Source organism: Paenibacillus chibensis (genome assembly GCF_004001045.1).
Lineage (GTDB): Bacteria > Bacillota > Bacilli > Paenibacillales > Paenibacillaceae > Paenibacillus_AQ > Paenibacillus_AQ chibensis.
Map to the genome: position 1 here is coordinate 1 of NZ_BIMK01000036.1, position 25691 is coordinate 25691.

Genomic DNA, 25691 nt, shown 5'->3' on the forward strand with positions numbered 1-25691 from the left:
ACACCAAAAAGCCCTTCTGCTCAAGCCAGAAGGGCTTTCATTATTCGCTTGGTATCCGCTACCAAGGCCATTCCCGGCCGAGCCAATCCCGCATCACCAAACGGTCCTCATCGGATACGCCTTGTCCTTCATAACGATTCCGCATGAAATAAGCGACAGCCATCCGCGCAGCATCATCTGCATTGAGTTCGCCTTCGGTGCTGAGCTGGCCGGACATATAGGATTTGACCCAACCCGGGTGGTACAAACGGAAGGTATAACCCCTCGGGCGCAGCTCGTGAAACAAGCCCTGTACACCGCGGTTCAGCGCCGTCTTGGACATGCAGTACCCATACCAGTTATCCCTGTAGCTTCTGGCCAGGCTTCCAGCTTCCGACGAAACAAAGCATAGGCGCTTCAGGTCGCTGTCCTCCATGAGCGGCAGCAGCGCCTGTACGACCCGCATCGGGCCGACCGTGTTGACATTGAATATGCGCAGAACCTCCTCGTCGTCCTGCAGCTCATGAATGCTCCGAAAGTTCCGCGTCGATATTCCCGCGTTGTTAATGAGCAAATCCACCGTCCCTGTATGCCCCGCAATGATCTTCCCGGCTTCCTCCACGCTGGCATCGCTGGATACATCCATTGGAACAAGCACGAGCCTGCCTGGCTCCTGCTGCGCAAAGCTCTGCAGCTCCGGCCAGTCCGTCATGTAGCTGCCGGCAAATACATGCCACCCCAGCTTCAGCAGCCTTTTGGTCATGCCCAGTCCTAGGCCGCGATCCGCCCCCGTCACTACTGCCGTTTGGTTCATACTAAGCTCTCCCCTTTCCCTGCCGTCATAGCGGAAGTTCCGCGCCCGTTTCATGAAGAATCACGATTCTTTCCTCATCCTCACGCGGTTGCGTAAAATAATGAAATGCTGTTTGAGCGGAGTTCTCCTCTTCTTCCAGGGCCGACGCATACAGGCGGAAGGTAAAGCCGTCTCGTCTTAAATCCCCGTGCATCATCGTAAATGCCATATGTAAAGCGGCCTTCGACATGCCGTATCCGAATCCGGACTCAGGCAGGCTGAGTCCCATGCTTCCCTTCGGGTCGGTGAGAAGAGCGATCCGCTTCATCCCCTGAGTCATCATCGGCAGGAACGCTTCCACGATACGGATGGGGCCAAGCGCGTTCGCGTTGAAGGCTTCCATCAGCCGGGAAGGAGACACGGCCGCAATTCCCGGCAGTTCCCCCTCTTCATCAGAAGCCCCCTGGCCGATGATCAAGTCGATATGATCCGTCATGCCCTGAACATGTTCCGCCGCAGCTTGTACCGACGCCTTCGAACGCGCATCCAGCGGTACAACGCGGATCTGATCTTGATCGGTAAAGCTGATGTTCGCGCAGCTCTCCTCGGGCATGCAGGCAATGACCTTCCACTGCTGCTGCGCAAAATACCGGCTAAGCGCCTGACTCCACGGCAGATGAGCCTCCGTAATCAGTACCGTCCAGGTCATCATGCGTCCCTCCCTTGATCTCCATGCTTGCACCACTCCAGTGATTGTCTGAGCAGCTGCTGTACCGCCGGATGCTTCCACACCTCCGCATGGTGACCCGGAGTCAATACGCAGACGCGGCCTGCACCTTGCTCCCGGGTCCAGCCCCCGGGCTGCTGTCCGTACTCGGAGCTTGTGGTCAAAAAGACGTCCAAGTCCCGGTGCCCGGTCATGTCCATAAAATAATGCTCGTCCTTGATGTCAAATGCCGGTATGTTCCTTGTAATCGGGTGGCTCGGTACAGGTTCCACCGCAACCGGACACTGCTCGGGATGATGGGTAAATACGCCTCCTACCAGATCACGCATGACCGCTGAATCCTTGTAACCAACCGTTCCGGAATGAAGAACCAGCAGGCCTCCCCCTTCGCTCACGTAAGACTGCAGCTCTTTTGCCGCCTGCGGGGTGATCCACGGCTCTTCCGCTTCGGCGGAGACCCGGTTGGATTTGGCCAAAACGAGCAGGGGATATTCTCTTAAACGATTCTCCAAGCCAAGCTGGAAATCGCTCCCGGTATCGAGCACATAATCAAACTCAAATCCGTGTTGCCGCAGCGGCTCCAGACCTTCCTGTACGATCTGTGCAGGATGCCAGTTATCATCACACAATACCAAAACGCGCATAATTGCCCTCCCTTTAACAGCGTTTACATATTTCCGAATAAGACCAGTATTCCAGAAATCCCATTCACTTACAAGACAAATCGAAAACGTTGTCGGAATCATTTTGGTGCCCGCTTAGTGCATGCGTTGAGCTGACATGTCGATATGTTGACGCTTTGCAACGGCTTTATCGGAAGGGCAGTAAACGCAAAAAAGGCGGAGTGCTCCGCCTTTTCGATTGCTCTATCTTTTTATAAGTACAAGAAAACGAATTGTTCAGACCGTCACCCGGCGCAGCATCGGACTGATGAGAGCAGGAAGCAGGGATACATGTCCCTCTTCCTCAACCACGCGCATCGAAAGCTTCTGCGGGCCATATCCGCTGGAAGACAGCATGTCATAAAATTGCTCCGCATCCCGGACCATATGGGGCTTTTCCATCTGACCCACGCTCAGGTGCAGCTCAGCCCCTAGCTTTTCAAGTCCCAAACGGCCTTGATTCTGCTCCCACAGCTGGAGCAAAACCTGGTTTTTCCACCAGATCGAAGGACTCGCGGCAAAATAACGCCGATATGTTTCGGGACGCGTGAGCAAGGTGTACAGCGTTAGAAATCCGCCCAGCGAATGGCCGAACAAGGACTGCCGGGAGCGATCCACAGGATAAGCGGCCTCCACCGCAGGCTTCAGCTCATGCTCCAGAAAGTCCAGAAAAGCCTCCGCGCCTCCCGTAGGCGGCCAGGCGGAACCGTCAGGTCTGGGCGGAAGCTCGGATGCATCTGCATGAACTGTATAGTCCCAAAATCGCTCCTTCGAGACGATCGGCTGCTCCGAATCGTACCCGATCCCGACGATAAGCACCGGTGTGATGCCGTGCGGCCCCCGCGTCTGGAGCCTGGCCGCTTCAGCCAGCGAGCCGAAGGAGGCATTGGCATCCAGGGAATAGAGTACCGGATAACCCGTTTCGGGCGATGGTCCCATCGGCTCGGCGATGAAAATCCGGTATTGCCGTCCCGTCTTGCCCGAGCGCATGCTCCAGGTCGCCGTGCCCGGAATGCGAAAGGATTCCGCCCGGTTCAAGGCCCGGCCCCCGCCGGCATCGCCTGCGCCGAACAGCCACGCCAAGGCCTTGGGCAGCTGCCTCGCCATGAATACCGGATCATGCGTGCCTTCCGGCACGATCTCAAGCTTGAGGCGGCTCTCTTCGGCTCCTTTTTCCCGCAGCAGCTGATAAGCCGTCTTCGTGTTATCCACCATATCCCGCTGCCGGTTCGTTTTATACACGCCTTCGTGGTCTCCGACGGACATGTAGACCCGCTGATGTTCTGCTGCGCCGCCATAATCGCGGAGATGATTCATGACGCCTTCATACCAGAACGAGGCGGAGATCAGTCCCAGCCGCCCGAAGACCTCCGGGCGCCAGCAGCCGGCAAACCAGGAAATCAGTCCGCCGAACGATCCGCCGATCATCGCTGTATGCTCCGCTTCTTTTTTTGTACGGAAATGGCTGTCGATATACGGTTTGATCACGTCTGCGACCTCATTCACATATGCCAAGCCTTGTCCGCCGAAGGCCGGATTGCCGGATACGAGCGCCTGAGCTCTCCACGGCGTGTATTCATCGCCCCGCGCATGCGGGACGATCCCGATCAGAATCGTCTCTTCAAGCTGCCCGGACGCGTACAAATGCTCAATATAATTATGGCAGTCGGCAAACAGATCCCCGCCGTCCTGCACGTAGGCTGCCGGATAATGCCGGTCGGCATTCAGGGCATAGGAAGGCGGCAAATAGACGAGTATTCGCCGCTCTCCGATATGAAGCTGCTGATACGGATTCATAAGTACCTCCTTACTTAGGGTTAACTCAAGCGCGCGCACGGATCAATAAATACACGAAATACGGCACGCCAATGATTGATACGACAATCCCGACGGCCAGCTCGGCCGGAGCAAAAATCGTTTTCCCGATAAAATCGCCCACGAGCACCATGATCATGCCGACCACGCCGCTGGCCGGAAGGATGTGGACATGCTTCAGTCCGACAAGCTGTCTTGCCAGATGAGGCGCGATCAAGCCGACAAAGGCGATGCTACCGGCCACAGCGACGCTCGCGCTCACCAGTCCGACACTGCAGAGCAGAAAGATGTTTTTCTCCCGCTCCACCGACATGCCGAGGCCCTTTTGGCTCTCGTCGCTGAGCTGAAAGAGATCCAGCACATGGGCCCGCATGCAGACTACGGGTACGAGCAGCAGCCAAGGAAGCATCGTCGCAACGAATTTCCAATTCGCGCTGTGCAGGCTGCCCGCCAGCCACACGACGGCCATCTCGTAATCATTGGGATTCATTTTCAGGGAAATATAGACTGTCAGTGCACCAAAGCCCGATGCGATCGCAATGCCGACCAGAATCAGCCGCTGCGGATCAAGCTTGCCGTCCTCTTTGGCAAACAAATAAATCGCGGTCGTAGCCGCCAGGCCGCCGACGATTCCGAACATCGGCATCATCATCACGCCGAGCCAGCCTGCAGCCGTCACGCTTCCTTGAAATAAAAACATGAACAGCACGACTGCAAGGCCCGCTCCTGCATGGATGCCCAGAATGCCCGGATCGGCCAGCCCGTTTTTCGTTACGCCCTGCACGATCGCTCCCGCGATTCCTAGCGAGAATCCGATCAGGGCCCCAAGCACGATCCGCGGCAGCCGAAATTCGAACACGACCAGGTCATGCTCGGGCTGCGGGTGAATCCGCAGCAGCGTCTGCAGAACCTCGGACACCGACATATCGAACGTGCCGTTCGTCAAGCTGAGGTAAGCCGCCATAAGCGCGATGGCCGCTCCCAGCACCGTTACCGTCCAAAACCGGCCGCTTTTGCGTTTATTCACGCTGCGCACCTCCCTTGGTTTTGATCAGGTACAAGAAGAATGGCACGCCGATCAAAGCGGTGACGACGCCTACCGGCGTTTCAAACGGATAGTTGATAAAACGGGCCGCAATATCGCAAGCGGCCAGAAAAATGCCGCCCAGCACGCCCGATACCGGGATGATCCAGCGATAATCGGCCCCGGCGAACAAGCGCGCGATGTGGGGAATGATCAGTCCCACGAAAGCCACCTTGCCCGCCAGCGCCACCGAGACGCCGGTAAGCAGAATGACGGCCAGGATCGCCAGCCCCTTCGTCAGCCAGGTGCGAATACCGAGGCCCGTGGCTATCTCCTCCCCGAGGGACAGCGCCGACACGGATTTGGATATGGCGACCGCTAGCGCCAGTCCGACGACGGCAAACGGAATGCTGATCCGGATCATCTCGGGATCCATTTGATGAAGCCTGGCGTTATACCAAAAGCTGATGTTTTGCGATACTTGAAAATAACTCGACAAGGCTTGGGCTGTCCCGCTTAGAAAGGTGCCGACAATCGATCCGAGGATCGCCAGCTTTACCGGGCTGAGGCCATGGGGGATGCACCAGGCCAGCCCGAACACGAGGGCAGCTCCGATTGCCGAACCGATGAGCGAGCTGACGATATACATATCCGGATTCGCGTGCGGCAAAAAAACCATGCACAGCGTCACGGCGAAAACGGAGCCGTCCGAAACGCCCATGATGGAGGGCGAAGCCAGATAGTTCCGCGTCATGCCCTGCATCAAGGCTCCCGACACCGCAAGGAAGGCGCCGATCATCAAGGCCCCGACCACCCTCGGCAGCCGGGAGCTGATGATGATCTGATGATCCACGTTATCCGGATCAAAAGCCGTGACGGCATTCCAGATTTCCCCGGCCGTGATGCTTTTGGCCCCGTATAAAACCGAAGCAAATATCAACAATATAATGGCTGCCGGCGCTATTCCAAGAATAACCGCCGGCAGCGTACGTTTTAACCGCATGTTCAACACGCCTTACTTTGTAAGCTGGGTCAATGAATTATTTTTCGGCAAGCTTGGATAAAGCCGCCTTCAGGAATTCGATCTTGCTGTATGCCGTGCCGCCCTGCGCAAGCGGATCGACCACATTGACGAACACTTTGCCGGTTTTAAACGCCGTCAGGCTTTTCATGATCGGATCCTTTTCGAAATCGTCCAGTGCGTTCGGCGTATCCTTGTTTTCGTCCGGCGAGAATTGAATGAACAGGTAATCCGGGTTCATCTCGGCAAATTTCTCTTTCGATACCAGCTCCTGCGCTTTCGCAGCCTGGACTTCGGCAGGCACGGTGAATCCGAGATCCTCGTAGAGAACCGGGTTGAAGAACACGCCCGCCGGGTAGATGTATAATTCACCCTGACGGATCCGCACCGCAACAACCTTTTTATCCTTTATGCCGTCCCCGATTTGGGATTTGCCCGCTTCCAGGTCCTCTTTGTACTTGGCGATCGCCTGCTCCGCTTGCTCCTGCTTGCCGCTCAGCTCGCCCAGAAGCTTCAGATTGTTTTCCCAATTGGTCGAAATATGCGAGTACGGTATCGTTGTCGCGATTTTTTCCAGCTTTTCGATGACCTCAGGCTTGAATTTGCTGGAGCCCAGGATGACGTCCGGCTTGAGTGACAAAATGGTCTCAAAGTTTGGCTCCATCTTTTCCCCGATCGGCGTCGCGTTTTGGGTGATGGATTCGAAGAGCGGCGGGTATTTACCTGAAAACGTAATGGCACCGACCGGATGGACGTCCAAGACGATGGAATCCTCCATGGCCTCCACGGCGCCGACAATGACGATGCGTTCTATATGAGAGGGGAGCGTGTACTCCTTGTCCAGATATTTCACGACTTTCGTATCCGACGATGCCGAAGTCTCCTCCGTTTTGGCGGCAGGCTGATTCCCTTCAGCCGTTTGCAATGTTTGGGACGTGTTCGTCTCCGTAGCGGCGTTCTCTTTGCCGCAGCCCGCCAGCAAGACGGTAAACACCAGCAGTACCCCGATCCATAGCTTCATTCTTTTCATTTCTCTCTGATTTCTCCCTTCGACGTTCCTTCTTTAATTGATAATGATTATCATTATTGATAGTAAAGGAGGAACATCCATTTCGCCATGGACTTTTTCACGATTTCTCATGGATTTTTCCCGGTTAGGATTTTTACCGCCCTTTCAACCATACGTTCGATGGCCATGGGAGAATATTCCCGCCACGGGTAAGAAGAAATCGTATGTACCCTTCCCGTCCGAACAGGACGCAGGGACAGCCATTCGGGAGATGCGGAGAGCTGCTTCCAAAAAGCCAACGTTTCCGAGTCCTGCCGGACCAGAACCAGCATGTTCTCCGCCTCCGCCGAGTTCAGATCGTTCATGGTCACTTCGCTGTTCATTCCTCCCGGAAGATCCGACAAGCGGCAGCCGAGCAAATGAACCAGCACCTCTTGAACGGCCCGGCTATGATTGCATGTAAGCCGTTGACCGCAGACGCGTAAGGCGATAACGGAAGCGTTCTGCAGGCCTTGGGAGACCAGCTGCTGCTGCCGGGATATGTTCCGGGTAAAAGCTTTCAGCCACTGCTCTGCCTCTTCGGTCCGGTCCAGCTCGAATGCCAGTTGGCGCAGCTCCCCTTGCCAATCCTCCGTTTCCAGGCTAAGCTCGTAGACTGGCGCGATTTGCCTTAGTTTTTCCTTCTCCCATAAATCAAGCTCCTTGATACAAATAATCCGATCGGGCTGTACTTCTTCCAGCTTGGCCAGATTGTCCGCTTTGTTGTGATTTTGGCGGTAGGCATCCAGATGGACGGGAATTTCCAACGCGAGGGTATGGTACTCTGCCGACCACTTCGGGTGCAGGGGAGCGGCAAACGGAATCATCTCGAGCGGAGTCATATAACCCAGCAGCGCGGTGGAACCGTAGAGGGCGATTTTGTTTCTTTTTATTTTCATGTACGCCGTAGGAGACAGGCCAAATTCCTTTTTGAACTTCCTGCTGAAATAAAACTCATCCCGGTAACCAACTGCATGCGCAATTTCCCTCAGCAAGCTCTCCGATCCAAGCATCAGCTGCTTCGCCTTATTCATTCGTACCTGCGTCACATAATCCATGACGCTGCGGTCGTACGTTTTTTTGAACATGTCCGCAAAATAGTTTACGCTGAACCCTGCAACCTCTGCGAGCCGGTCGATCGTCAGTTCTTCGGCGTACCGCTCCTCGATCATGGCTTTTGCCCGTTCCAGCGCTTCCGCCTTATCCATGCTCGAGTCGTTGGCGCCACCTGAGACCAGCTCATACAGCATCTCCTGAAAGTCCAATTGGGCCCGCCATCGTCTTACGGGTTCTTCCTGGTGTGCAAGCATGTACACCTTACGGCATATGGTATGCAATCGTCGCGGAGACATGGAGCCTATCTTATTTTCGTGAAGCATCTCCATTACGTCGGCGACTTCATGCATCGTCTCTTTTTGGGACGGATCCGCAAAATAGAGGCTGAAATGAAACACCGCAACCGTCACCTCTTCCGATGCGTGACCACGAACGCCAAAGGTTCTGCCGGCCGGGCACAGATATGCGCTGCCCTCCCCCATCCGGATGACCCGATCCTCGAGCTCCAGGCTCGCCTCCCCATTTAAAAGCACAATTAAAGCATGCTGCACCGCTAACTGTAATTCCCGCCGCAGTCCCAATCCGCGAAAAAAATCCACTTCCCACAATCTCGCACTCAGTACATCCCTGACCAGGTTGCTTGAATCTATCGTCAATCCCATTACCGCCTTTTAATTGAGAATGGTTATCATTATCATATGAAAGTATCATATCATAACCAAACCGCTCTTTGTAACCCAAGCAGTTCATTCGCCATCGGATTCGGGACAACATTCATTCATGTTTTGATTCGGTCGAAATAGTTTATGTTATATTCAATAACACAAATAGAGTTAATACCAGGTATTTTATTTGAATTTATTGACAAATCCCAAATAATATGTGATATTATATCACAATTATATTAGTGAATTCGATAAACAACATAGATTATGTAGTATTTAATAACATGTATATAACGCAAAATTTATCATATTTTATTTCAAAACGAATACATTCCTTCATGGAGGTGACCCCTGTTGAACGACAAAAGCACCAAACTGCTTGATTACGTGCAAATGCTGGAGCATGATTTGTCGGTTGGAGGCTTCAACTGCTTGTTTGACTTAAGAAACCGTATTTCAGACGGACGTATTCAAACCCAGAGAGAGCTTGAAGGATTTTTCCTTCATCCCATGATGAACCGGATCGTCCGGCAAGACGGTACCGCCATCCAAGCCGTTTACGAGGCAGCCGAGCAGTCGGACATCTCTTTAATAGCCCGTATCGACAACAATCTGCTCGGCCGGAACGTATCGGCGCGGGAATACGATATCGCCAAAAAACAAGGAAAGAGACTCGTCAAGCTGGCTCAAGTCCTGTATCCATGGTTAAACCTAGCCATCCTGGAGGAGATCACGCTGAAAAATCTCAGTCCTGCCAGCTTGGCCACCGTACATGCATACATCAACTATCAACTCAGCATAAGCTGTGACCAAGCCGTGTACGGCTACATACAATCCGCTGTGTGCACATGCGTATACGGTAGCGCACTCTCCATCAGCCTCCCCCGCCAGGACGCCAAAATGTTGGCAAGCAAATGGACGGCAGAAATGGAAAAGGCTTGGCTGCTTGAGAAGGATATCCTCGCGAAAGAACACTATGAATCGAAGGCAACCAGCCCTCACATCGCTTAGCCCCTTCCACTCCGGAACTGTCCGAAACGTTCATGACCCATAATCAAAAAAGGCAAAGGCTGCTTCCAGCAGCACATTGCCTTTTTTTAATATAAACCATTCCCTGCGAAGGAGAGATATCGATGAACCACAAGCCCGCAGCCGCAGCAACAGCCTTCGAGATTTTCCCGCCCCTACAGCCGGGATTTGCCCAACATTTCGATGACTATATCGAACAACCGGTCCATTTTCCATCCAGCTTCCCCGTTCTCTTTTATCAATTTTCCATCCCCATGGAGCATTCCGGGCGCTGTCCCGTCCTTCCCGGAGGTTGGCTAGACATTCTGTTCCCCTATGGCAGCAACGTATCCATTCCAAGAGTATACGGCAGCATCAGCAGCCGCGCAGACCTTATACTTCAGTCAGGAACAACGTATTTTGCCGCCAGAATGTTCCCTGCGTCTCTTGCCCCCTTCGCTTTCATCCCCATGAAAAAACTGGCGAACCGTTCTGTTCCGCTGCATGAATTTCTCCCCTCCGACCGCTGTCCAAAAATTCAGTCAGGGACTTTATCCTTTTCCAGCCGAATTTCAGCCTTCCAGCAGGAGATCAACCTCCTTCGGAGCACATCTTTGCCAAAAACAGAAAAAGGCGCAAAAGAGCTTATGCTTGCCATCGAGCAGATTTACATCTCCCGCGGAAATATGAACCTGATCGATCTATCCGAAATGTTGAACTGTTCAACCCGGCATGTCCGCAGCGTTTTCGAGAAATTCGTCGGGATGCCTCCCAAAACATTTTGCCAAATCACGCGCTTTCAATCGGCCGTCGCCAAACTGCTGCAGCCCCGCAATAACACCTATGTCGATATTATTTCAGAGTCCGGGTATTACGACCAAGCTCATTTCATCCGCGAGTTCAAAAAATTTTCCCGGGAATGCCCGACAAGCTGGTTAACGCATCTCCTGCACCAATCTTAAATATATTATGTCATAATAGCTGACACATCTTCCGTTTTATACAATTCATGTTAGATTTCCTCCGCTATAATAGACTGCAACGACGATAGAAAGGCCTCTTGTTTATCCCCATTCCCTGCTTATCCGCCATAGATTTCTCCATCACGGGGTGCAGGGATTTTGAACAAAGCCTTTCCTTTCGCGATATGGCATCTTTTATAACAGGAGGAGAATCTATGAAGAGTTTTAAAAGAAATCTACTAACGCTTCTACTTATCTCTGCTCTATCCCTTACCCCGATCATCGCGTCCGCCTCTCCGGCAGTCTCCCCCGCCTCCGGCAGCGAGAAGACGGAAGCCTCGTCCCCGAGCTGGATGCCCCAATCGCTGACTTCCCTCACTTTAAGCAGTTCACCGATCACTACCGCCGAGTTCGCCGAAGCTGTGAAACGGGCCGCGGAAGCTGCTGGTTCCAGCGTATCTCTCGCCGCATCGAATGACAAAGAACACCTGACACGCGAGAAAGCAGCTTCTCTTCTGAATTCAGCCATTAATGTACCTTATGCCAAATCGATCGCCTATAAGGATATCGCTCCAAACAGCCCCTACGAAAAAGCGATTTCCAATGTATACACAGCAGAGCTGATGCAGGGTAAATCCCCTCAAACGTTCGGCTACGGCAAAATGCTAACCCATCGGGAAGCAGCCGCCATCGTCTACCGTCTCTATCAGTATTTGCAGCCTTTCCAGCTGACCGAAGCTACCATCGCGGATATGCAAAAGGCAATGGAAACCGGACGTCTCACTTCCGAAAAACTGGTGCAGCAGTATTTGGACCGGATCGCAAAATATGATCACCAAGGGCCGAGCCTGAACAGTATTCTCACCCTAAATGCAAAGGCGCTTGATACCGCCAGGCAGCTCGACATGGAGCGAGCGGCCACAGGGGAACGCAGCCCGCTTCACGGCATACCGGTGATCGTCAAAGATAATTACGATACATACGATATGCCAACGACATCGGGTAACATCGGCCTGAAAGGCGTAACCCCGCCAGATGACGCGGCACAGGTCAAAAAATTAAGGGATGCCGGCGCCATTATCATCGGCAAAGCAAACCTGCATGAATTCGCTTTTGGTTATACGACCGTCAGCTCAATGGGCGGGCAAACGCTTAATCCATACGACCCGACCCGCGTGCCCGGAGGCTCCAGCGGCGGCACAGCTGCCGCAGTTGCCGCGAACCTCGCCGCCGTCGGCATGGGCACCGATACCGGCGGATCCATCCGGATCCCTTCCTCGTTCAACAGCCTGGTCGGCATCCGCCCGACCGTCGGCTTATCCAGTCGTGATGGGATCGCTCCACTGGCGCTTACCCAGGATACCGGCGGCCCCATTGCCCGTACCGTTGCCGACGCTGCATTGATCCTGAATGCGACGGCAGGCTATGATCCCCATGATATCGCAACAGCGAAAAGCGTAGGCTTCGTGCCCAAAGATTACACCGACTATCTGGATAAAGACGGTCTCAAAGGCGCCCGGATCGGTATCGTTCGAGAAGTCTTCGGCAGCGACGCCGAAGTTAATTCCGTTGCCTCCCGCGCAATCGAGGAAATGAAGGCCGCTGGCGCCATCCTCGTCGACAACGTACAAATCCCGAATTTCGATATCATCAATAAATACGGAAGCCTAAGTGCCTGGGAATTCAAATTCCAGTTTAACGATTACCTCAAATCGCTTGGAGACGCTGCCCCGTACAAATCCCTTGACGAATTGATCGCTTCCGGGAAGTACGATCCTTCGATTAAAAAGGCGCTTATCGACCGAAACAACCGGACATCATTGGATGCGCAGGAATATAAGGATATCGTCCTGTTCCGTACTAAATATGTGCAGGATGCCGTGCTAAAGATGATGGCAGATAACCAACTCGACGCCCTGATCTTCCCGACCTCATCCAAAACAGCCGTGAAAGTCGGCGAAGAACAGGTAGCCGGAGACGCCTTCAAACTGAGCTCCTTCACCGGGTGGCCAACCGTCACTGTACCAGCCGGCTTTACAGCGGATCATCTGCCGGTCGGCATCGATTTCTTCGGCCGCGCCTTCAGCGAACCCGAATTGATCAAGCTCGCATACAGCTACGAGCAACAAACGCATCATCGCGAGGCTCCGGAATTGACACCGTAACATCCTTATGAAGAGATAACAAAGTTGCCATGATTAATATGATATAATGTCAAAAGCGCACCCTCCTGCTGACCGGTTAGAGGCTCCCCTTCCGGGAAAATCTCTCCATTAAACAGCGGGGTGCGCTTTAGCTTTTTTTACTTATTTATACACAAAAAAATCCTTGCTTCCGCAAGGATGTGCTGTTGTCATTATGGTGCGGTAGAGAGGACTCGAACCTCCACGGGCGTACGCCCACTACCCCCTCAAGATAGCGTGTCTGCCATTCCACCACTACCGCACGTATAGGGAAAATAAAACTGGTGAGCCATGAAGGACTCGAACCTTCGACACCCTGATTAAAAGTCAGGTGCTCTACCAACTGAGCTAATGGCTCTCGCTGACTCACTAGGATGTGTGCCAAAAAGAATTTTTACCTTCGTTAAGTTCTCATCCCTTATCGAAGTTTGTAATAAAGTGACCCGTAGGGGATACTCTCGCTGCGCTCGAGACTGCGATGTAACGCTATCGAAGCTTATGCTCCGACGAACCCTATTGGGTTCTCATCCCTTAGCGAAGTTGTAAATAAAGTGACCCGTAGGGGATTCGAACCCCTGTTACCTCCGTGAAAGGGAGGTGTCTTAACCCCTTGACCAACGGGCCTTATTAACAAAGCGTGACAACAAAAATTATCTTACCAGAATTTTTGGGACATGACAAGTACTTTTTTTGAGTTTTTTCAAATGATTGTTTCACCGCATTTTTTACTGGTAGGTATGTATAAGTTTGTTCATCTCATGGCATCTTATGATTGGCTTGTCACATATAAGGATGGTTCCAATCCGATCCCACAAACACATATAAAGGAGACCTAACAATGGCTAAACCAGATGACCGTTCCGATAATGCGGAAAAAATCCAAAACGCGATCGACAACACACGCGAAAATATCCAGGAAACCAACGATTACCTGGACGAGCATGCGGATGAAATTTCCGGACAAGAGCTTCACAATCTGGAGCACAAGAACACGAAACGCGAAAGAGCCATCGAAGGCTTTGAAGAGGAATATCAGGACGAGAAGTAAGGTGGACTCAAAACCCCTCTCTTCCCTGTTTAAGAAGCTCCTAACCGATAACGGTGGGAGCTTCTTGACGATGTATATCCAAACGGAGATATGACCGGCTTCAAAATCAAAAAAAGAGGGGATGCATTTGCCGTTCCCCGTCTTCCCTCCTTTACTCCACTGGAAACTCCCAGGAGGGATTCCAGACGATTTCCCACAAATGACCATCAGGATCCTGAAAATAGCCTGAGTACCCTCCCCAGAACGTATCATGCGCCGGGGAGGTGATCGTGGCTCCTGCCAGACGCGCCTGTTCCATCACTTGGTCGACCGCCACTTTGCTGGCGACGTTGTGGCCGATCGTAAACTCCGCACTGCTCGGTGCGGTACTCACGATGTTCGCATCGTGGATAAGGTCGTCCCTTTTCCAGATAGCCAGCTTCATGCCGGGCTGAAAGTCAAAGAACGCGACGGCGCCGTGCTCAAATTCCGTTCCGATAATGCCTTCCGTGGGCAGCCCCAGGCCATCCCGGTAAAAGATCAGCGCTCTTTCCAAATCGTCAACTCCCAGGGTCAAGACGGATATACTTGGATTCATAATGAAATACCTCCTTCTATTATTAAAATGCGCCATGCATCTGCTTATACTTCGATTATAGCAATAAATTGGTGACAGCTTGATTGTCATCATTTTTTTCGCTGATTCGATAAAAATGCTATTCCTTCCGATGCCTATGCTCCGACGAACCCTCTTCTGAGGGTTCTCATCCCTTTGCACAAAAGAGCTCCCGGCGCTTTCGCGCGGGAGCTCTTGCGATGTTATTGCTAGAACGGAGAGAGAGGGATACCCTCCCTCCGGTCGGGACTGCGATGCTATTCCTTCCGATGCTCATGCTCCGACGAACCCTCTCCTGAGGGTTCTCATCCCTTTGCACAAAAAAGCTCCCGGCGCTTTCGCGCGGGAGCTCTTGCGATGCTATTGCTAGAACGGAGAGAGAGGGATTCGAACCCTCGCACCGCTTACGCAGTCTAACCCCTTAGCAGAGGGTCCCCTTATAGCCACTTGGGTATCTCTCCAAAGAAATGGCTCCCCGAACAGGACTCGAACCTGTGACAACTCGATTAACAGTCGAGTGCTCTACCAACTGAGCTATCAGGGAACGTTTACAAGTGGTAACAATCAATAATTTATCATGATTTAGGGGATGAGTCAAGCGCTTGCTGATGCAGCTTTCCCCTGCATTTTCCGCACCGGAAACGCCGCGTATCCACCTTGCGTTTGCGCATATATTTCATCCCGCAGTCGCGGCATACCAGCACGTAACGGTACGGCTGTACCTTGCGGCTTCCACGGCTTTGCAGCGAGGTACAGAACCGGCTTCCCCCGACATGCTGCAACAGCCTTTTAAAATCCTGATCGCGATGCTTGTACCCTCTCCCCGCCAAATGAAGATGATAGTGGCAAAGCTCATGCTTAATGATCTTCTCCACTTCCTCCTTGCCGTTTTCCTCCAGCTGATGAGGATTGATCTCGATATCATGGCTTTTGGTAAAATAACGCCCGCCTGTGGAAGAGAGCCTTGCATTAAAAGTCGCCCGATGCCGAAAGGGCACGCCAAAGCTGTCCAGCGACACGCTCTCCACCCAGACCTGCAGTTCGTCATTGCTCATCGATGGCATAAGCCTGCTACATCCTTTCCGCTTGTCCTACTTGAATTTTAACTTCTGCCTAAGCTACACTGTCAAGTAAAGGATGCACCGACAAGCAATGCAGCAAGTATGGAGGGGGAACTTAACATGATGCCAAACATGCGTTACGTGATTTTACAGTTAAAAGACAAGCTCCAGTATGTGGAGATGCCAGCCGATTATGCTTACCAGCTCAGCGCGCTGAACCTGAGGCTTCATAAGGAAGTCAGCAAGCTTACGGCCGAAGGGACGCCCGTCCTTCCGCTCGCCGTAGCCGAATGCGACAAGCTCGAGCTGCTTCAGGAGGATGCCGCGATCATCGGCGGACTTGATTACATCAACGATCTGGAACGCTCTTTTGCCTCCTTGAACGAAACGAACTATCCGCTGGTATCCCTGCTTACCGAAATCCGTGCCCTGCAGGCCCAGCTGGAGCAATGGTACGAGGAAGAATTCGCATAACCCGAGCATAAGCGATTTTCTTTATGCCATAAAACGACGTAGACCTGCACGCTTTGGGCTTCTTCCCCATATGCTATCCATACATAAGGTTTAGCAAGAGGAGGAGATACCCTTGCCGCAATGGCTCTGCAATCAACTGACACGCGCCTTTCGCAAAAAGGACAGACGCCAAATCAAGCTGCTGAACGATTGCTGGTTCTTTTACCGCAATTCAGCGGGCGAAGGCACGGATCACCCATAAGCCGGATTTCCAAATCCATAACACGCCCGTACGCAAAAACCAAGCCGGACATAATGTCCGGCTTGGTTTTTTACATTTTCTCATATAATAGCTTCCCAAGAAATATCTTCACTCCGGCTTCATCTCACCCGAAATGCTTGCACAGCACCCTACGAAAAGCTTCTTGTCGCCGGCCAGGAGCCCTGCAGCTTGCGCAATAACACAATTTGTCCCGTATGGTAAGCATCATGGGTAATCAAGCTTTGGAAACGCTCCGGTTCTCTCTCCAGTTCGTCCTCCGGCATCCGTTCGAGCTGGCTTCGCAATTGGGCATGGAGCTGTTCGAGCTTTGTCCGCGCCTCTTCCCATGCCTGCCCGCTGATTTCCGGAATGCGGAATGTTTCTTCGTTGCCGATATGCGCGGGCAGTCCATCCGGGTCCGTCATTCGGCCCAAAATGCGTTCCTTGTAATACAGCAAATGCTGAACGTTCTCCCAAATGCTGTTCGACGCACCCATTCGAGGCTTCCAAACCGCCTGCTCCAGCGTCACTTCCTTCAGCGCGGGACCGAGCGGCGGGTACCAATCCTCTTGGTCCATACTGTTATCCCAATATTGCAGCAAAAGCTCCCGGATGTTCATGCCTGTCGCCTCCATTTCGTTTTGTAACCACTGTAATTAATATTAGGTCGTTACAAACACTCTAACATATTCATTTGGCATAGACAAGAAATTTATTCCAAATCATCCTCCATTCCGTTCGGAATCCCTTTTCCGATGCTTGGGCAAAAGATAGCAAAAGCCTCGCAGGCTTGCTACAATGCTCATATAGAAAGGATGAACTGCAATGCTTTGGGATGACTTCATCAACAGCATGTGGCATGATTGGCGCGGCAGCGGCCGCTCCGAGGATCGGCTCGAACAGGAAAAATGGCTCACCTGGTTCATGAAGCAGGATCGGGTCTGCGCGGAAGCGTTCCCCACCGAGGAGGAGCGAAATGAAATGCGAAGGCTGCGGCACTTTTTGCTGGACACAGTCCAGCAGATCGTTTCCGGGCATGAACCGAACGCAGGCCATATCGAACAGCTCAACCAGTGGATGAATGCGGGACCCGTATACCGCCGCTTGGTCATGACCCAAGAACATGGGCCACAGCTTCAGGAAATCCCTGTGAACGCCAATTGGACGCAAGTGATGGCCGAAATTTCAGCCTCCTTTGCGTCTACGCTGGCCTGCGGCGAGCTTTCGCGGATCCGCATCTGCGGCAATCCGGACTGCCTCTGGGTATATTACGACGATACGCGCAACCGATCCAAGCGGTACTGCGACGATAAAATGTGCGGCAACCTGATGAAGGTCCGGCGTTTTCGCGCCAGAAAGAAGCAGGAGGCCGCTACTGACGGCTCGGAAACCAATCCCTCGTCCTGATGCTCTTAAATTCATCAAATCATAAGAAAATGAACACAACGAAACAAGCCCCTGGATCTTCCATTTTTAAAAAGGGGCTTGTTTTGTTATCCGTTGATGCTGCGATAGCGGCTTCGGGCCGGTTTTATTGCTGCTGATCCTTCGGCTGGCGCATCGTAAGCCCGACACGGCCTTTCTTCAAATCCACGTTCAACACCCATACCGTTACGTTATCCCCAACCGACACGACATCCATCGGATGCTTCACATAGCCGTCGCTTAGCTGTGAAATATGCACAAGTCCGTCGCTCTTGATGCCGATATCCACGAACGCGCCGAAATCGATCACGTTGCGGACCGTTCCTTGAAGCTCCATCCCTGGCAGCAAATCTTCGATCTTGAGTACATCCGTCCGGAAAATCGGCAGCGGCAGCTCTTCGCGCGGGTCGCGGCCCGGACGCTGCAAGCTCTCCAAAATATCACGCAGTGTCGGCACGCCTACCTCCAGCGCCGCGGCCAGCTGCTCCACGGACTGCTGCGCCAGCAGATTCGCCAGCTCCTGCGTTCCCAGCTTGTCCATGCCGATGCCAAGCTCCTTGAACAAACGGTCTACGACCGGGTAAGATTCCGGGTGGATCGGAGTACGATCCAGCGGGTTATCCCCATCTGAGATGCGCATGAAGCCGATGCACTGCTCATAGGTTTTGGCGCCGAGGCGCGGCACGCTCTGCAGCTGCTTGCGGCTGTTGAATTTCCCGTTCGAATCGCGGTATTTCACGATGTTTTTGGCCAAGGTCGCGTTAACGCCAGCCACATAAGACAGCAGCGACGGAGAAGCCGTATTCACGTCCACGCCCACATGGTTAACCGCGGACTCCACCACGGCCTTGAGGCTTTCGTCCAGATGCTTTTGCGATACGTCATGCTGGTATTGTCCGACGCCGATCGCCTTCGGCTCGATCTTAACCAGCTCTGCCAGCGGGTCCTGTACCCGGCGGGCAATGGAAACCGCGCTGCGTTCCGCCACGTCCAGCTCCGGGAACTCTTCCTGCGCCAGCTTGGAAGCCGAGTACACGCTCGCTCCGGCTTCGTTGACGATCAGATAAGCTAAATTCAAGTCGCTCAATTCGCCGATGACTTCCGCCACGAATTGCTCGGTTTCGCGGGAAGCCGTGCCATTGCCGATGACGATCAGCTGAATGCCGTACTTCGTAATAAGCTCGCGGAATTTCTCCGCTGCTTCTTTCCGTTTGTTGTTCGGCGGTGTCGGATACGTCACGGCCACCTCCAGCAGCTTGCCCGTGTCGTCCACGACGGCCAGCTTACAGCCTGTCCGGTATGCCGGGTCAACGCCAAGCACGCATCTGCCCTTGACCGGCGGCTGCAAAAGCAAGCTGCGCAGGTTGCCGGAGAAGATCGAGATCGCCTGGTTCTCGCCTTTTTCCGTTAATTCCGCCCGGATCTCCCGCTCGATGGATGGCGCGATCAGACGCTTGTAGGCATCCTCGATCACGGCCGTCAGAACGTCCTTCACGACAGAAGCTCCTTGGATCACCTGGCGCGCCATGAAATGATGAATCGGATCGGCCGATACTTCGAGCCCTACCTTCAGAATATTTTCGCGCTCGCCGCGGTTAATCGCCAGAATCCGGTGAGGCGGCATCTTTTTGGCCAGCTCCCGGTAGCTGTAGTAGTTTTCATACACCGATTCCTGCTCTGCATCCTTCGCCTCCGAGGTCAGCATCGCATGGTCCATCGTATAGCGGCGCACCCAGGAACGGATCGTCGCGTCATCCGCCATATTTTCCGCCAAAATATCCATGGCTCCGGCCACAGCATCATCCGTGCTTTCCACGCCTTTTTCGGCGTCGACGTATTTGGCGGCCTCCTGCCGCAAATCTCCCTGCTTCGGCTGCTCCATGATCCAGTTCGCGAGCGGCTCGAGCCCCTTTTCCTTGGCCACGCTGGCGCGGGTTTTGCGTTTTTGCCGGTATGGACGGTACAAGTCCTCCACTTCCTGCAGCTTGACCGCTTTCTCGATCGCAGACTTCAGCTCTCCCGTCAGCTTGCCCTGCTCATCGATGATCCGGATGACTTCCCGCTTGCGCTCCTCGAGGTTCCGCAGGTAGCCTACGCGTTCCTCGATATCCCGCAGCTGATTTTCATCGAGCTCCCCGGTCATTTCCTTACGGTAACGCGCAATAAAAGGAATTGTATTGCCTTCATCCAAGAGCTCCACCGTCGTGCGGATCTGCTTGAGCGAAAGCTGCAATTCCTTTGCGGTCTGCTGTATGATGCGTTCCTGTTCCTTGGCTTTCTGTTCTTCCGTGTTCATTTCCATCAGCTTTTCTGTCATATGAAATCCCTCTTTCCCCGTATCAATCGCTTGTTATGCGTGAAAAATGCAAAGTCAGGTATATAACGTTCGTTTATTAGCGTTGTCCATACATTTCATTTTCGTCATGTAAAATTCCGGTCTCCGCCTCTTTGTATGCGAGGATCGGAGTTCAAGTGAAGGTCTAGATAAATTTAGACGTTATTCTAAAAAGTAAAGCATGGTTCTTGTATATTATCACAAACTTTTGCCTACATTTCCAGCGGGCATCTTTGGAAGAGGCAAACAATGATGGCAGAAGCTTCTTCTGCGTGCGTTTTTTCCCCTGATTCCCCTGAAAATATAGCGACCAACTCCAAAAAGCCCTCTCGCGAAATAACCTTACGGGTTCCGTTTCAGGGTGCGAAGAGCGTATTGGACAAGCGAATTGGCGATGGATATGGCATCGAAATTCACTACGCCAAGGAATGGTTCAACGTTGTCGCCAGCCTTGTGTATGAATGATTGAAACTTTTTTAGAATTAAATACGTTATGTAAAGGCCAGGTAAATTTTGTAACGGGGGCCGCTGCGATGAAAAAATTAATATTTTTTATGGTGTCCGTATCTGTACTGGGGAGTTTATGGGGTTGTTCCCATCATGATGATGAATCAAGCGCCAAAAGCAAAGCTTATTCATTCGATAAAGCGATCAGCAAAGGCGATGTGGTATATCTAAGCAAAGTCTACAACGTTGAAAAATTCGATCGTTTCCTCGCTAACCTCGAAAGCAAAAAGGCAGATCGTATTAGAATCACGGGTTATACTGACGAGGGAGACCCGATATATAAGGATTTGAAGTACAACGGTGAAGAAATCAGCTACTCCTACGATAATTCAAATGATGCATTTGGTGGTAGCAATAATGGGATACGAACGGATCGTTGTGCCAACGTGACAAGTGAAGATGTACAGGATGGAACCCAATATACCCTTAGCGGATGTACAAAGAACGATTCTGAAATGAGTTACTTTTTACTTCTCGTGACAAAAAAGTGAATCAGGATTATACAACAGCTCGGCTTAACATGACCCTGAATTTTTAATAAAAGAAAAAAAAGACCATCCTATTTCCGTGAAAAGGGATGGTCTTTTTCATTGCCGTTATATGCGTTTCAATCGAATCAGCTCACTGTGGAAATCCCCGCGCTGCTCCCCGATGGAAATCCCCGCGTACATCAAAGCATCGCCTCCATAGATGCCTTCTTTTCCATGGATCGAATAATCTGCGCCCGCATCCAGCCCCTTCAGCTTCAGACGGCTTAGCGGCGCATTAGACTCGGACAGCACGCGGAAATAGAATACGGCTGCTTCGCTGCCGTCCTCCGCCACGAACATCCAGGCTGTTTCATTACCTTCAAAGGGGCTCAGCAGACGATAATGAAGACCGAACTGCACAAGGCCGCGAATCTCCTTATACAAGGCGACTTGCTGCTTGACCTGCTCTTTCTCCTCATCGCTAAAGCGCGTCAAATCCAGCTCGTACCCGAAGTTGCCCGACATCGCGACCAAACCGCGCATATCCAGCGGCGTCGTGCGGTTCACCTGATGGTTCGGAACCGCGGAGACATGCGAGCCCATCGAGCTCACCGGGTACACAATGCTGGTGCCGTACTGGATGCGAAGGCGTGATACGGCATCCGTATTGTCGCTCGTCCACGTCTGCGGCATGTAATACAGCATTCCCGGATCGAAGCGTCCGCCGCCGCCCGAGCAGCTTTCAAACAGAATATGCGGAAAAGCGGATGTGATCCGTTCCATGACATCATACAATCCTAGCATATAGCGGTGCGCGGTCTCCCGCTGCCGCTGCGGCGGCAGCAATGCCGAGCCGATCTCCGTCATATTGCGGTTCATGTCCCATTTCACGTACGTAATCGGCGCGCTGCCCAGCACTTCGCTGATCATGCGCACGATCTCGTCCCGGACATCCTGACGAGAAAAGTCAAGGATCAGCTGCTGCCTGCCCTCCGTGCGTCGGCGTCCGGGAACATGCAGGCACCAGTCCGGATGCTGGCGGTAAAGGTCGCTGTCCGGCGAAACCATCTCCGGTTCGAACCATAAACCGAACTGCATGCCGAGATGGTTAACCCTGTGCACGAGGTCATCCAAGCCGGCAGGCAGCTTGTTCAGATCGACCTTCCAGTCGCCAAGCGAGGAATCATCGCGGTCGCGATGCCCAAACCAGCCGTCGTCCAACACGAACAGCTCAATCCCGAGCTCCTGGCCGGCTTTTGCAATGTTCTCGATTTTCTCCGCGTTAAAATTAAAATACGTCGCTTCCCAGTTATTCACGAGAACCGGGCGCTCCTGATCGCGGAACCGTCCCCGCGCAAGACGCTCGCGATAGAGCTTATGGTAGATGCGGGACATGCCGCCCAGTCCTTCCGCAGAATAAACCATCACCGTTTCCGGTGTTTGAAAGCTCTCCCCGGGTTCCAGCAGCCACTCAAAATCAAACGGATTGATGCCGATCGACAGCCGGGCCGTCCGGAACTGATCTACCTCGGCCTGCGCGATGAAGCTGCCGCTGTAAACCAAGCTGAAGCCATACACTTCCCCCTGGTCCTCGTCCGCCCCCGGCGACAACAGCGCGGCAAACGGATTCTGCTGATGGCTGCTCGCGCCCCGGCGGCTTTCCACGCCCTGCATGCCATAGGCAAGCGGACGGCGCACAATATCCCTCTCCCGCGTCCAGGCGCCGGACAGCTGCAGCCATTCGTAATCCATATGCGGAAAATCGACGCTGGCGCTCAGCGCTCTCAGAAGCTCCACGTTATTCCCGCTGTCATTGACGATGCGCATCGAACGCGTCATGGCATCATGATCCTCCAGCACCGTGTAGACCAGTTCGACGTGGAGCCCCGAAGCAAGGTCCTGCAGATGGACTAGCAGGGTCTCCGCTTCGCTTTCCCGTTCCACATAAACCGACGGCAGCCCCTCAAGACCGGGCTTGCCCTGCTGCACGCGATGCGAGACGTACTTAAATTCCGTGATGGTCGTGCCGTCTGGCAGCTTCACCTGCAGCATTGGCGTGCGGTAATCGCTCGTACCGTATACCGGAAGCTCCTGCGGCAGCGTATCCAGCGAAATGCTGCGGTCTTCCGGCAGCGGAGTCGGGCTGAACGAACAGCGCTCCTGCGTGACCAGCAGCCAGCTGAGATCGCTCGCACGCAGCCTTTTCCCGTAATACAAATGTGCCGCATAGCCCGAAGGCAGAATCTGAAATACATAGCTTGCGCCTTTGGTTTGCAAATGGAACAGCTGCTGTCTGGAATCAACATGAATACCCATATATCCCTCCGTAGCTTAAGCGGGCTTGCCTTGTAGCCGGTCTTTCCCGGCCTTGTCCGCTCTTTATTTGATACTTCAAAGGTACATGGATCATCTGCCTTACACAATGGACTTATGTGACATGTTATGGGGAAACAAGCGCAAAGCCCGCGGGTACAAAAATGAACAAAAGGCGAGCCCGCAGGGGCACGCCTTTTGGTTTGCACGTTAAGTTAAAAGTCGATCAAGCTCAGACTGATCTGCAGGGAATCATCCACCTTTTTCATCGTTTCCTCGTCAAGATGTGTGATTTTGTCTGTCAGTCTCTGCTTATCAATGGTTCGGATTTGCTCCAGCAATATCACAGAGTCCCTGTCAAAGCCATGCGAAGCCGCATCGATTTCCACATGCGTCGGCAGTTTGGCTTTTTGAATCTGGGCCGTAATAGCCGCTACGATCACCGTAGGGCTAAAACGGTTGCCGATATCATTCTGGATGATCAGCACCGGTCTCACTCCACCTTGTTCAGAACCGACAACGGGTGAAAGATCCGCAAAAAAAACGTCGCCGCGTTTTACGATCAATGTTTACACCCCGCTCACTAAGCGGCCTAGAGTGCTGTCTGCATCTTCCTCCGCATGAAACGCTTCAGAAGCCATGGTTAAATTGATTTTGGCCATTTCCATATAGCCGCGCTGCATGGACTCCCGGATATATCGTTTCTTCCGTTCAAGCAAATACAGCTTCATGGCCTGCCTGATAAGTTCACTGCGGTTGGAATTCTCCATAGCAACGATGCCATCCACTTCCTGCAAAAGATGATCCGGCAAGCTGATCATAATCCTCTTGGTATTCTGCATATTAGCCACCTTTTCTTCCACCCCCACAACCTTCACACCCTTGTGCACCAGTATAACTTTATTCAAGGAAATTTATACAAAGGAATATATATGCCGAAGGTATATCAGGTATGCTGCATTCCATTATAAACTACAGTCGGCATTTCCGTACAGACAATCTCGTCACAATTGTATATTCGAGACGCATGCAAGTTATTCCTTCTTCCCCTAACAAAAGGTTAAGTCCGGTTTAATTCACTTGGCTGATCAAAGGATTGCTTAAGGTGTAAGGCGCCCCGTTTCGGATATAAAAGCGGGGGATCCGGCCTGCGATCATGCAGATGACTTCGTAATGAATGGTACCTAGCCAGGATGCCAGCTCATCCGCCGAAATGCTTTCGCCGGACTGCCGGCCGATGAGTACAACCTCTTCACCGACTTGAATTTCTTTCGCCTCTTCGGCAAAAGATTGCAACGTAACCATACACTGGTCCATGCATATCGTCCCGACGACAGGCACGCGGCGTCCGCGGATCAGTACCTCCGCCTTACCGCTCAGCATCCGGGAATATCCGTCCGCGTAGCCGATCGGAAGCGTGGCGATGGTCTCATCCGTGTCCGTCACATATCTTGCGCCGTAGCTTACGCCCCAATGAGGGGGAAGCGTTTTGACGTATGCAACCTTTGTCTTCAGCGTCAATACCGGGGTCAGCGCCACCTTTTGCCGGTTGACTTCGTCCGAAGGGTAGAGTCCGTACAAGCTGATTCCGATGCGTACCATGTTGTAGGACAGCTCCGGAGTGTCGATCGCGGCGGCACTGTTTCCCGTATGTATAATCGGGAGGCTTGTGCCTCTTTCCTTAAGAGCGACCACTACGCTAGTAAAACGCCGGTATTGCTCCAGTGTATAGCTTTTATCTTCTTCATCCGCTTTGGAAAAATGGGTGAACATCCCTTCCACCTCAGCCTGCGGCAATCCCATGGCCTCCTCGATGAACGCTACGGCGCCTTCGCCGGGAAGAAGTCCCAATCGGCCCATGCCGCTGTCAATCTTGATGTGCACCTTCAAGGGCCGTATCAGGCTTTCCTCCGGCAGAGCCGCAATGGCTTCCAGCACCTCCGGGCTGAACACCGTTACCGTAACCCGATGCTCCCAGGCTGCCGGAATGCCTTCGGGCGGTGTATATCCAAGCACCAGAACAGGCGCCTGAATTCCCGCCTGCCGAAGCTGAATGGCTTCGTCCAGGAAGGCCACGCTTAAATAGTCCACGCCCGCTTTTTCCAGCTCGCGCGCCACTTCGACGGCACCATGTCCGTAAGCATCCGCTTTGACGCAAGCCAGAAGCTTCATCTCATCAGGAAGCGCATCCCGGAATGCCCCGTAGTTGGCACGCAAATGATCCAGATTTATTTCCGCCTGTGTTGCTCTATATTGAACTTGCATGGTTTGCAGTCACC

The 25691-nt window shown here is 52.9% G+C and carries 25 protein-coding genes and 5 tRNA genes; 9 read left to right on the forward strand and 21 right to left on the reverse strand.

The window, feature by feature from the left end; genetic code table 11:
- Positions 1-58: 58 nt before the first annotated feature.
- From PCH05_RS22230 to PCH05_RS22265, 8 genes are all read right to left on the reverse strand, one after another.
- Positions 59-793, reverse strand: coding sequence for an SDR family NAD(P)-dependent oxidoreductase (locus PCH05_RS22230; RefSeq protein ID WP_164766760.1), 735 nt, complete (start codon positions 791-793; stop codon positions 59-61).
- A 25-nt stretch (positions 794-818) separates the two neighbouring features.
- Positions 819-1481 carry an SDR family NAD(P)-dependent oxidoreductase gene (locus PCH05_RS22235; protein WP_164766761.1) on the reverse strand — a complete coding sequence of 221 codons (663 nt, stop codon included), beginning with the start codon at positions 1479-1481 and terminating at the stop codon, positions 819-821.
- On the reverse strand, positions 1481-2143 hold the full coding sequence (locus PCH05_RS22240; RefSeq protein WP_164766762.1) for a ThuA domain-containing protein: 663 nt from the start codon (positions 2141-2143) through the stop codon (positions 1481-1483). Before PCH05_RS22240 ends, PCH05_RS22235 begins: the two co-directional genes overlap by 1 nt.
- A gap of 255 nt (positions 2144-2398) precedes the next feature.
- Positions 2399-3958 (reverse strand): alpha/beta hydrolase, encoded by a 1560-nt coding sequence (locus PCH05_RS22245; RefSeq protein WP_127606023.1) that lies wholly within the window; start codon positions 3956-3958, stop codon positions 2399-2401.
- 25 nt (positions 3959-3983) lie between these two features.
- Positions 3984-5003: a FecCD family ABC transporter permease gene (locus tag PCH05_RS22250; protein ID WP_371860574.1), complete on the reverse strand. Its 1020-nt coding sequence runs from the start codon at positions 5001-5003 to the stop codon at positions 3984-3986.
- On the reverse strand, positions 4996-6003 hold the full coding sequence (locus tag PCH05_RS22255; RefSeq protein ID WP_127606025.1) for a FecCD family ABC transporter permease: 1008 nt from the start codon (positions 6001-6003) through the stop codon (positions 4996-4998). Before PCH05_RS22255 ends, PCH05_RS22250 begins: the two co-directional genes overlap by 8 nt.
- Before the next feature lie 37 nt (positions 6004-6040).
- Positions 6041-7051: an ABC transporter substrate-binding protein gene (locus PCH05_RS22260; RefSeq protein WP_127606027.1), complete on the reverse strand. Its 1011-nt coding sequence runs from the start codon at positions 7049-7051 to the stop codon at positions 6041-6043.
- A 107-nt stretch (positions 7052-7158) separates the two neighbouring features.
- Positions 7159-8787 (reverse strand): AraC family transcriptional regulator, encoded by a 1629-nt coding sequence (locus PCH05_RS22265; protein WP_127606029.1) that lies wholly within the window; start codon positions 8785-8787, stop codon positions 7159-7161.
- A gap of 357 nt (positions 8788-9144) precedes the next feature.
- Between PCH05_RS22265 and PCH05_RS22270 the strand changes: the two genes are divergently transcribed.
- From PCH05_RS22270 to PCH05_RS22280, 3 genes are all read left to right on the forward strand, one after another.
- The gene (locus PCH05_RS22270; RefSeq protein ID WP_127606031.1) at positions 9145-9801 is read left to right on the forward strand and encodes an urease accessory UreF family protein; all 657 of its coding nucleotides are present in this window, start codon (positions 9145-9147) and stop codon (positions 9799-9801) included.
- Positions 9802-9923: 122 nt separating this feature from the next.
- Entirely contained in the window at positions 9924-10760 is an 837-nt protein-coding gene (locus PCH05_RS22275; protein ID WP_127606033.1) for an AraC family transcriptional regulator, read from the forward strand.
- Between the two features lie 215 nt (positions 10761-10975).
- A complete protein-coding gene (locus PCH05_RS22280; RefSeq protein ID WP_127606035.1) occupies positions 10976-12925 on the forward strand; it encodes an amidase family protein in 1950 nt (649 codons plus the stop codon).
- 194 nt (positions 12926-13119) lie between these two features.
- Here PCH05_RS22280 and PCH05_RS22285 read toward each other — a convergent pair.
- The 3 genes from PCH05_RS22285 to PCH05_RS22295 all read right to left on the reverse strand — a co-directional run bounded on the left by PCH05_RS22285 (position 13120) and on the right by PCH05_RS22295 (position 13567).
- Positions 13120-13205, reverse strand: a tRNA-Leu gene (locus PCH05_RS22285).
- A gap of 20 nt (positions 13206-13225) precedes the next feature.
- Positions 13226-13301: transfer RNA gene (locus tag PCH05_RS22290), tRNA-Lys, on the reverse strand.
- 194 nt (positions 13302-13495) lie between these two features.
- A tRNA-Glu gene (locus PCH05_RS22295) sits at positions 13496-13567 on the reverse strand.
- Positions 13568-13781: 214 nt separating this feature from the next.
- On the opposite strand from PCH05_RS22295, the gene tlp reads away from it, so the two are divergent.
- The gene (gene tlp, locus PCH05_RS22300; RefSeq protein ID WP_127606037.1) at positions 13782-13991 is read left to right on the forward strand and encodes a small acid-soluble spore protein Tlp; all 210 of its coding nucleotides are present in this window, start codon (positions 13782-13784) and stop codon (positions 13989-13991) included.
- A gap of 151 nt (positions 13992-14142) precedes the next feature.
- Here the strand turns inward: tlp and PCH05_RS22305 are convergent, their stop codons facing one another.
- From PCH05_RS22305 to PCH05_RS22320, 4 genes are all read right to left on the reverse strand, one after another.
- Complete coding sequence (locus tag PCH05_RS22305) at positions 14143-14568, reverse strand: VOC family protein (protein WP_127606039.1); 426 nt, start codon at positions 14566-14568, stop codon at positions 14143-14145.
- A 390-nt stretch (positions 14569-14958) separates the two neighbouring features.
- A tRNA-Ser gene (locus PCH05_RS22310) sits at positions 14959-15047 on the reverse strand.
- A 7-nt stretch (positions 15048-15054) separates the two neighbouring features.
- Positions 15055-15130, reverse strand: a tRNA-Asn gene (locus tag PCH05_RS22315).
- Between the two features lie 31 nt (positions 15131-15161).
- Positions 15162-15641 (reverse strand): SprT family protein, encoded by a 480-nt coding sequence (locus PCH05_RS22320; protein ID WP_127606041.1) that lies wholly within the window; start codon positions 15639-15641, stop codon positions 15162-15164.
- A gap of 129 nt (positions 15642-15770) precedes the next feature.
- Between PCH05_RS22320 and PCH05_RS22325 the strand changes: the two genes are divergently transcribed.
- Both PCH05_RS22325 and cmpA read left to right on the forward strand, forming a co-directional pair.
- Entirely contained in the window at positions 15771-16121 is a 351-nt protein-coding gene (locus PCH05_RS22325) for a hydrolase/acyltransferase (protein WP_127606150.1), read from the forward strand.
- Between the two features lie 112 nt (positions 16122-16233).
- Positions 16234-16362, forward strand: coding sequence for a cortex morphogenetic protein CmpA (gene cmpA / locus PCH05_RS22330; RefSeq protein ID WP_127606043.1), 129 nt, complete (start codon positions 16234-16236; stop codon positions 16360-16362).
- Positions 16363-16511: 149 nt separating this feature from the next.
- Here the strand turns inward: cmpA and PCH05_RS22335 are convergent, their stop codons facing one another.
- Positions 16512-16982 carry a DinB family protein gene (locus tag PCH05_RS22335; RefSeq protein ID WP_127606045.1) on the reverse strand — a complete coding sequence of 157 codons (471 nt, stop codon included), beginning with the start codon at positions 16980-16982 and terminating at the stop codon, positions 16512-16514.
- 205 nt (positions 16983-17187) lie between these two features.
- On the opposite strand from PCH05_RS22335, the gene PCH05_RS22340 reads away from it, so the two are divergent.
- A complete protein-coding gene (locus PCH05_RS22340; RefSeq protein WP_127606047.1) occupies positions 17188-17769 on the forward strand; it encodes a CGNR zinc finger domain-containing protein in 582 nt (193 codons plus the stop codon).
- A 124-nt stretch (positions 17770-17893) separates the two neighbouring features.
- Here PCH05_RS22340 and PCH05_RS22345 read toward each other — a convergent pair whose 3' ends face one another.
- Complete coding sequence (locus tag PCH05_RS22345) at positions 17894-20104, reverse strand: Tex family protein (protein ID WP_127606049.1); 2211 nt, start codon at positions 20102-20104, stop codon at positions 17894-17896.
- 270 nt (positions 20105-20374) lie between these two features.
- Here PCH05_RS22345 and PCH05_RS22350 point away from each other — a divergent pair, with 270 nt between their 5' ends.
- Positions 20375-20587, forward strand: a complete 213-nt coding sequence (locus tag PCH05_RS22350; RefSeq protein ID WP_127606051.1) for a hypothetical protein — start codon at positions 20375-20377, stop codon at positions 20585-20587.
- Positions 20584-21120, forward strand: a complete 537-nt coding sequence (locus PCH05_RS22355; RefSeq protein WP_127606053.1) for a DUF4362 domain-containing protein — start codon at positions 20584-20586, stop codon at positions 21118-21120. Before PCH05_RS22350 ends, PCH05_RS22355 begins: the two co-directional genes overlap by 4 nt.
- Positions 21121-21225: 105 nt before the next feature.
- Here the strand turns inward: PCH05_RS22355 and PCH05_RS22360 are convergent, their stop codons facing one another.
- From PCH05_RS22360 to alr, 4 genes are all read right to left on the reverse strand, one after another.
- Positions 21226-23415 (reverse strand): alpha-galactosidase, encoded by a 2190-nt coding sequence (locus PCH05_RS22360; RefSeq protein WP_127606055.1) that lies wholly within the window; start codon positions 23413-23415, stop codon positions 21226-21228.
- A gap of 212 nt (positions 23416-23627) precedes the next feature.
- Entirely contained in the window at positions 23628-23978 is a 351-nt protein-coding gene (locus tag PCH05_RS22365) for a type II toxin-antitoxin system PemK/MazF family toxin (protein ID WP_127606057.1), read from the reverse strand.
- Between the two features lie 3 nt (positions 23979-23981).
- Positions 23982-24263: a CopG family ribbon-helix-helix protein gene (locus tag PCH05_RS22370; protein WP_127606059.1), complete on the reverse strand. Its 282-nt coding sequence runs from the start codon at positions 24261-24263 to the stop codon at positions 23982-23984.
- A 220-nt stretch (positions 24264-24483) separates the two neighbouring features.
- Entirely contained in the window at positions 24484-25677 is a 1194-nt protein-coding gene (alr, locus tag PCH05_RS22375) for an alanine racemase (RefSeq protein WP_127606061.1), read from the reverse strand.
- Positions 25678-25691: the final 14 nt, after the last annotated feature.

Excerpts from the sequence above, each read along its gene's own strand:
- PCH05_RS22230 (WP_164766760.1), bottom strand. The coding sequence starts at position 793 with ATGAACCAAACGGCAGTAGTGACGGGGGCGGATCGCGGCCTAGGACTG.
- PCH05_RS22235 (WP_164766761.1), bottom strand. The coding sequence starts at position 1,481 with ATGACCTGGACGGTACTGATTACGGAGGCTCATCTGCCGTGGAGTCAG.
- PCH05_RS22240 (WP_164766762.1), bottom strand. The coding sequence starts at position 2,143 with ATGCGCGTTTTGGTATTGTGTGATGATAACTGGCATCCTGCACAGATC.
- PCH05_RS22245 (WP_127606023.1), bottom strand. The coding sequence starts at position 3,958 with ATGAATCCGTATCAGCAGCTTCATATCGGAGAGCGGCGAATACTCGTC.
- PCH05_RS22255 (WP_127606025.1), bottom strand. The coding sequence starts at position 6,003 with ATGCGGTTAAAACGTACGCTGCCGGCGGTTATTCTTGGAATAGCGCCG.
- PCH05_RS22260 (WP_127606027.1), bottom strand. The coding sequence starts at position 7,051 with ATGAAAAGAATGAAGCTATGGATCGGGGTACTGCTGGTGTTTACCGTC.
- PCH05_RS22265 (WP_127606029.1), bottom strand. The coding sequence starts at position 8,787 with ATGGGATTGACGATAGATTCAAGCAACCTGGTCAGGGATGTACTGAGT.
- PCH05_RS22275 (WP_127606033.1), top strand. The coding sequence starts at position 9,924 with ATGAACCACAAGCCCGCAGCCGCAGCAACAGCCTTCGAGATTTTCCCG.
- PCH05_RS22280 (WP_127606035.1), top strand. The coding sequence starts at position 10,976 with ATGAAGAGTTTTAAAAGAAATCTACTAACGCTTCTACTTATCTCTGCT.
- tlp (WP_127606037.1), top strand. The coding sequence starts at position 13,782 with ATGGCTAAACCAGATGACCGTTCCGATAATGCGGAAAAAATCCAAAAC.
- PCH05_RS22305 (WP_127606039.1), bottom strand. The coding sequence starts at position 14,568 with ATGAATCCAAGTATATCCGTCTTGACCCTGGGAGTTGACGATTTGGAA.
- PCH05_RS22320 (WP_127606041.1), bottom strand. The coding sequence starts at position 15,641 with ATGAGCAATGACGAACTGCAGGTCTGGGTGGAGAGCGTGTCGCTGGAC.
- PCH05_RS22325 (WP_127606150.1), top strand. The coding sequence starts at position 15,771 with ATGCCAAACATGCGTTACGTGATTTTACAGTTAAAAGACAAGCTCCAG.
- PCH05_RS22335 (WP_127606045.1), bottom strand. The coding sequence starts at position 16,982 with ATGAACATCCGGGAGCTTTTGCTGCAATATTGGGATAACAGTATGGAC.
- PCH05_RS22340 (WP_127606047.1), top strand. The coding sequence starts at position 17,188 with ATGCTTTGGGATGACTTCATCAACAGCATGTGGCATGATTGGCGCGGC.
- PCH05_RS22345 (WP_127606049.1), bottom strand. The coding sequence starts at position 20,104 with ATGACAGAAAAGCTGATGGAAATGAACACGGAAGAACAGAAAGCCAAG.
- PCH05_RS22350 (WP_127606051.1), top strand. The coding sequence starts at position 20,375 with ATGGCAGAAGCTTCTTCTGCGTGCGTTTTTTCCCCTGATTCCCCTGAA.
- PCH05_RS22355 (WP_127606053.1), top strand. The coding sequence starts at position 20,584 with ATGATTGAAACTTTTTTAGAATTAAATACGTTATGTAAAGGCCAGGTA.
- PCH05_RS22360 (WP_127606055.1), bottom strand. The coding sequence starts at position 23,415 with ATGGGTATTCATGTTGATTCCAGACAGCAGCTGTTCCATTTGCAAACC.
- alr (WP_127606061.1), bottom strand. The coding sequence starts at position 25,677 with ATGCAAGTTCAATATAGAGCAACACAGGCGGAAATAAATCTGGATCAT.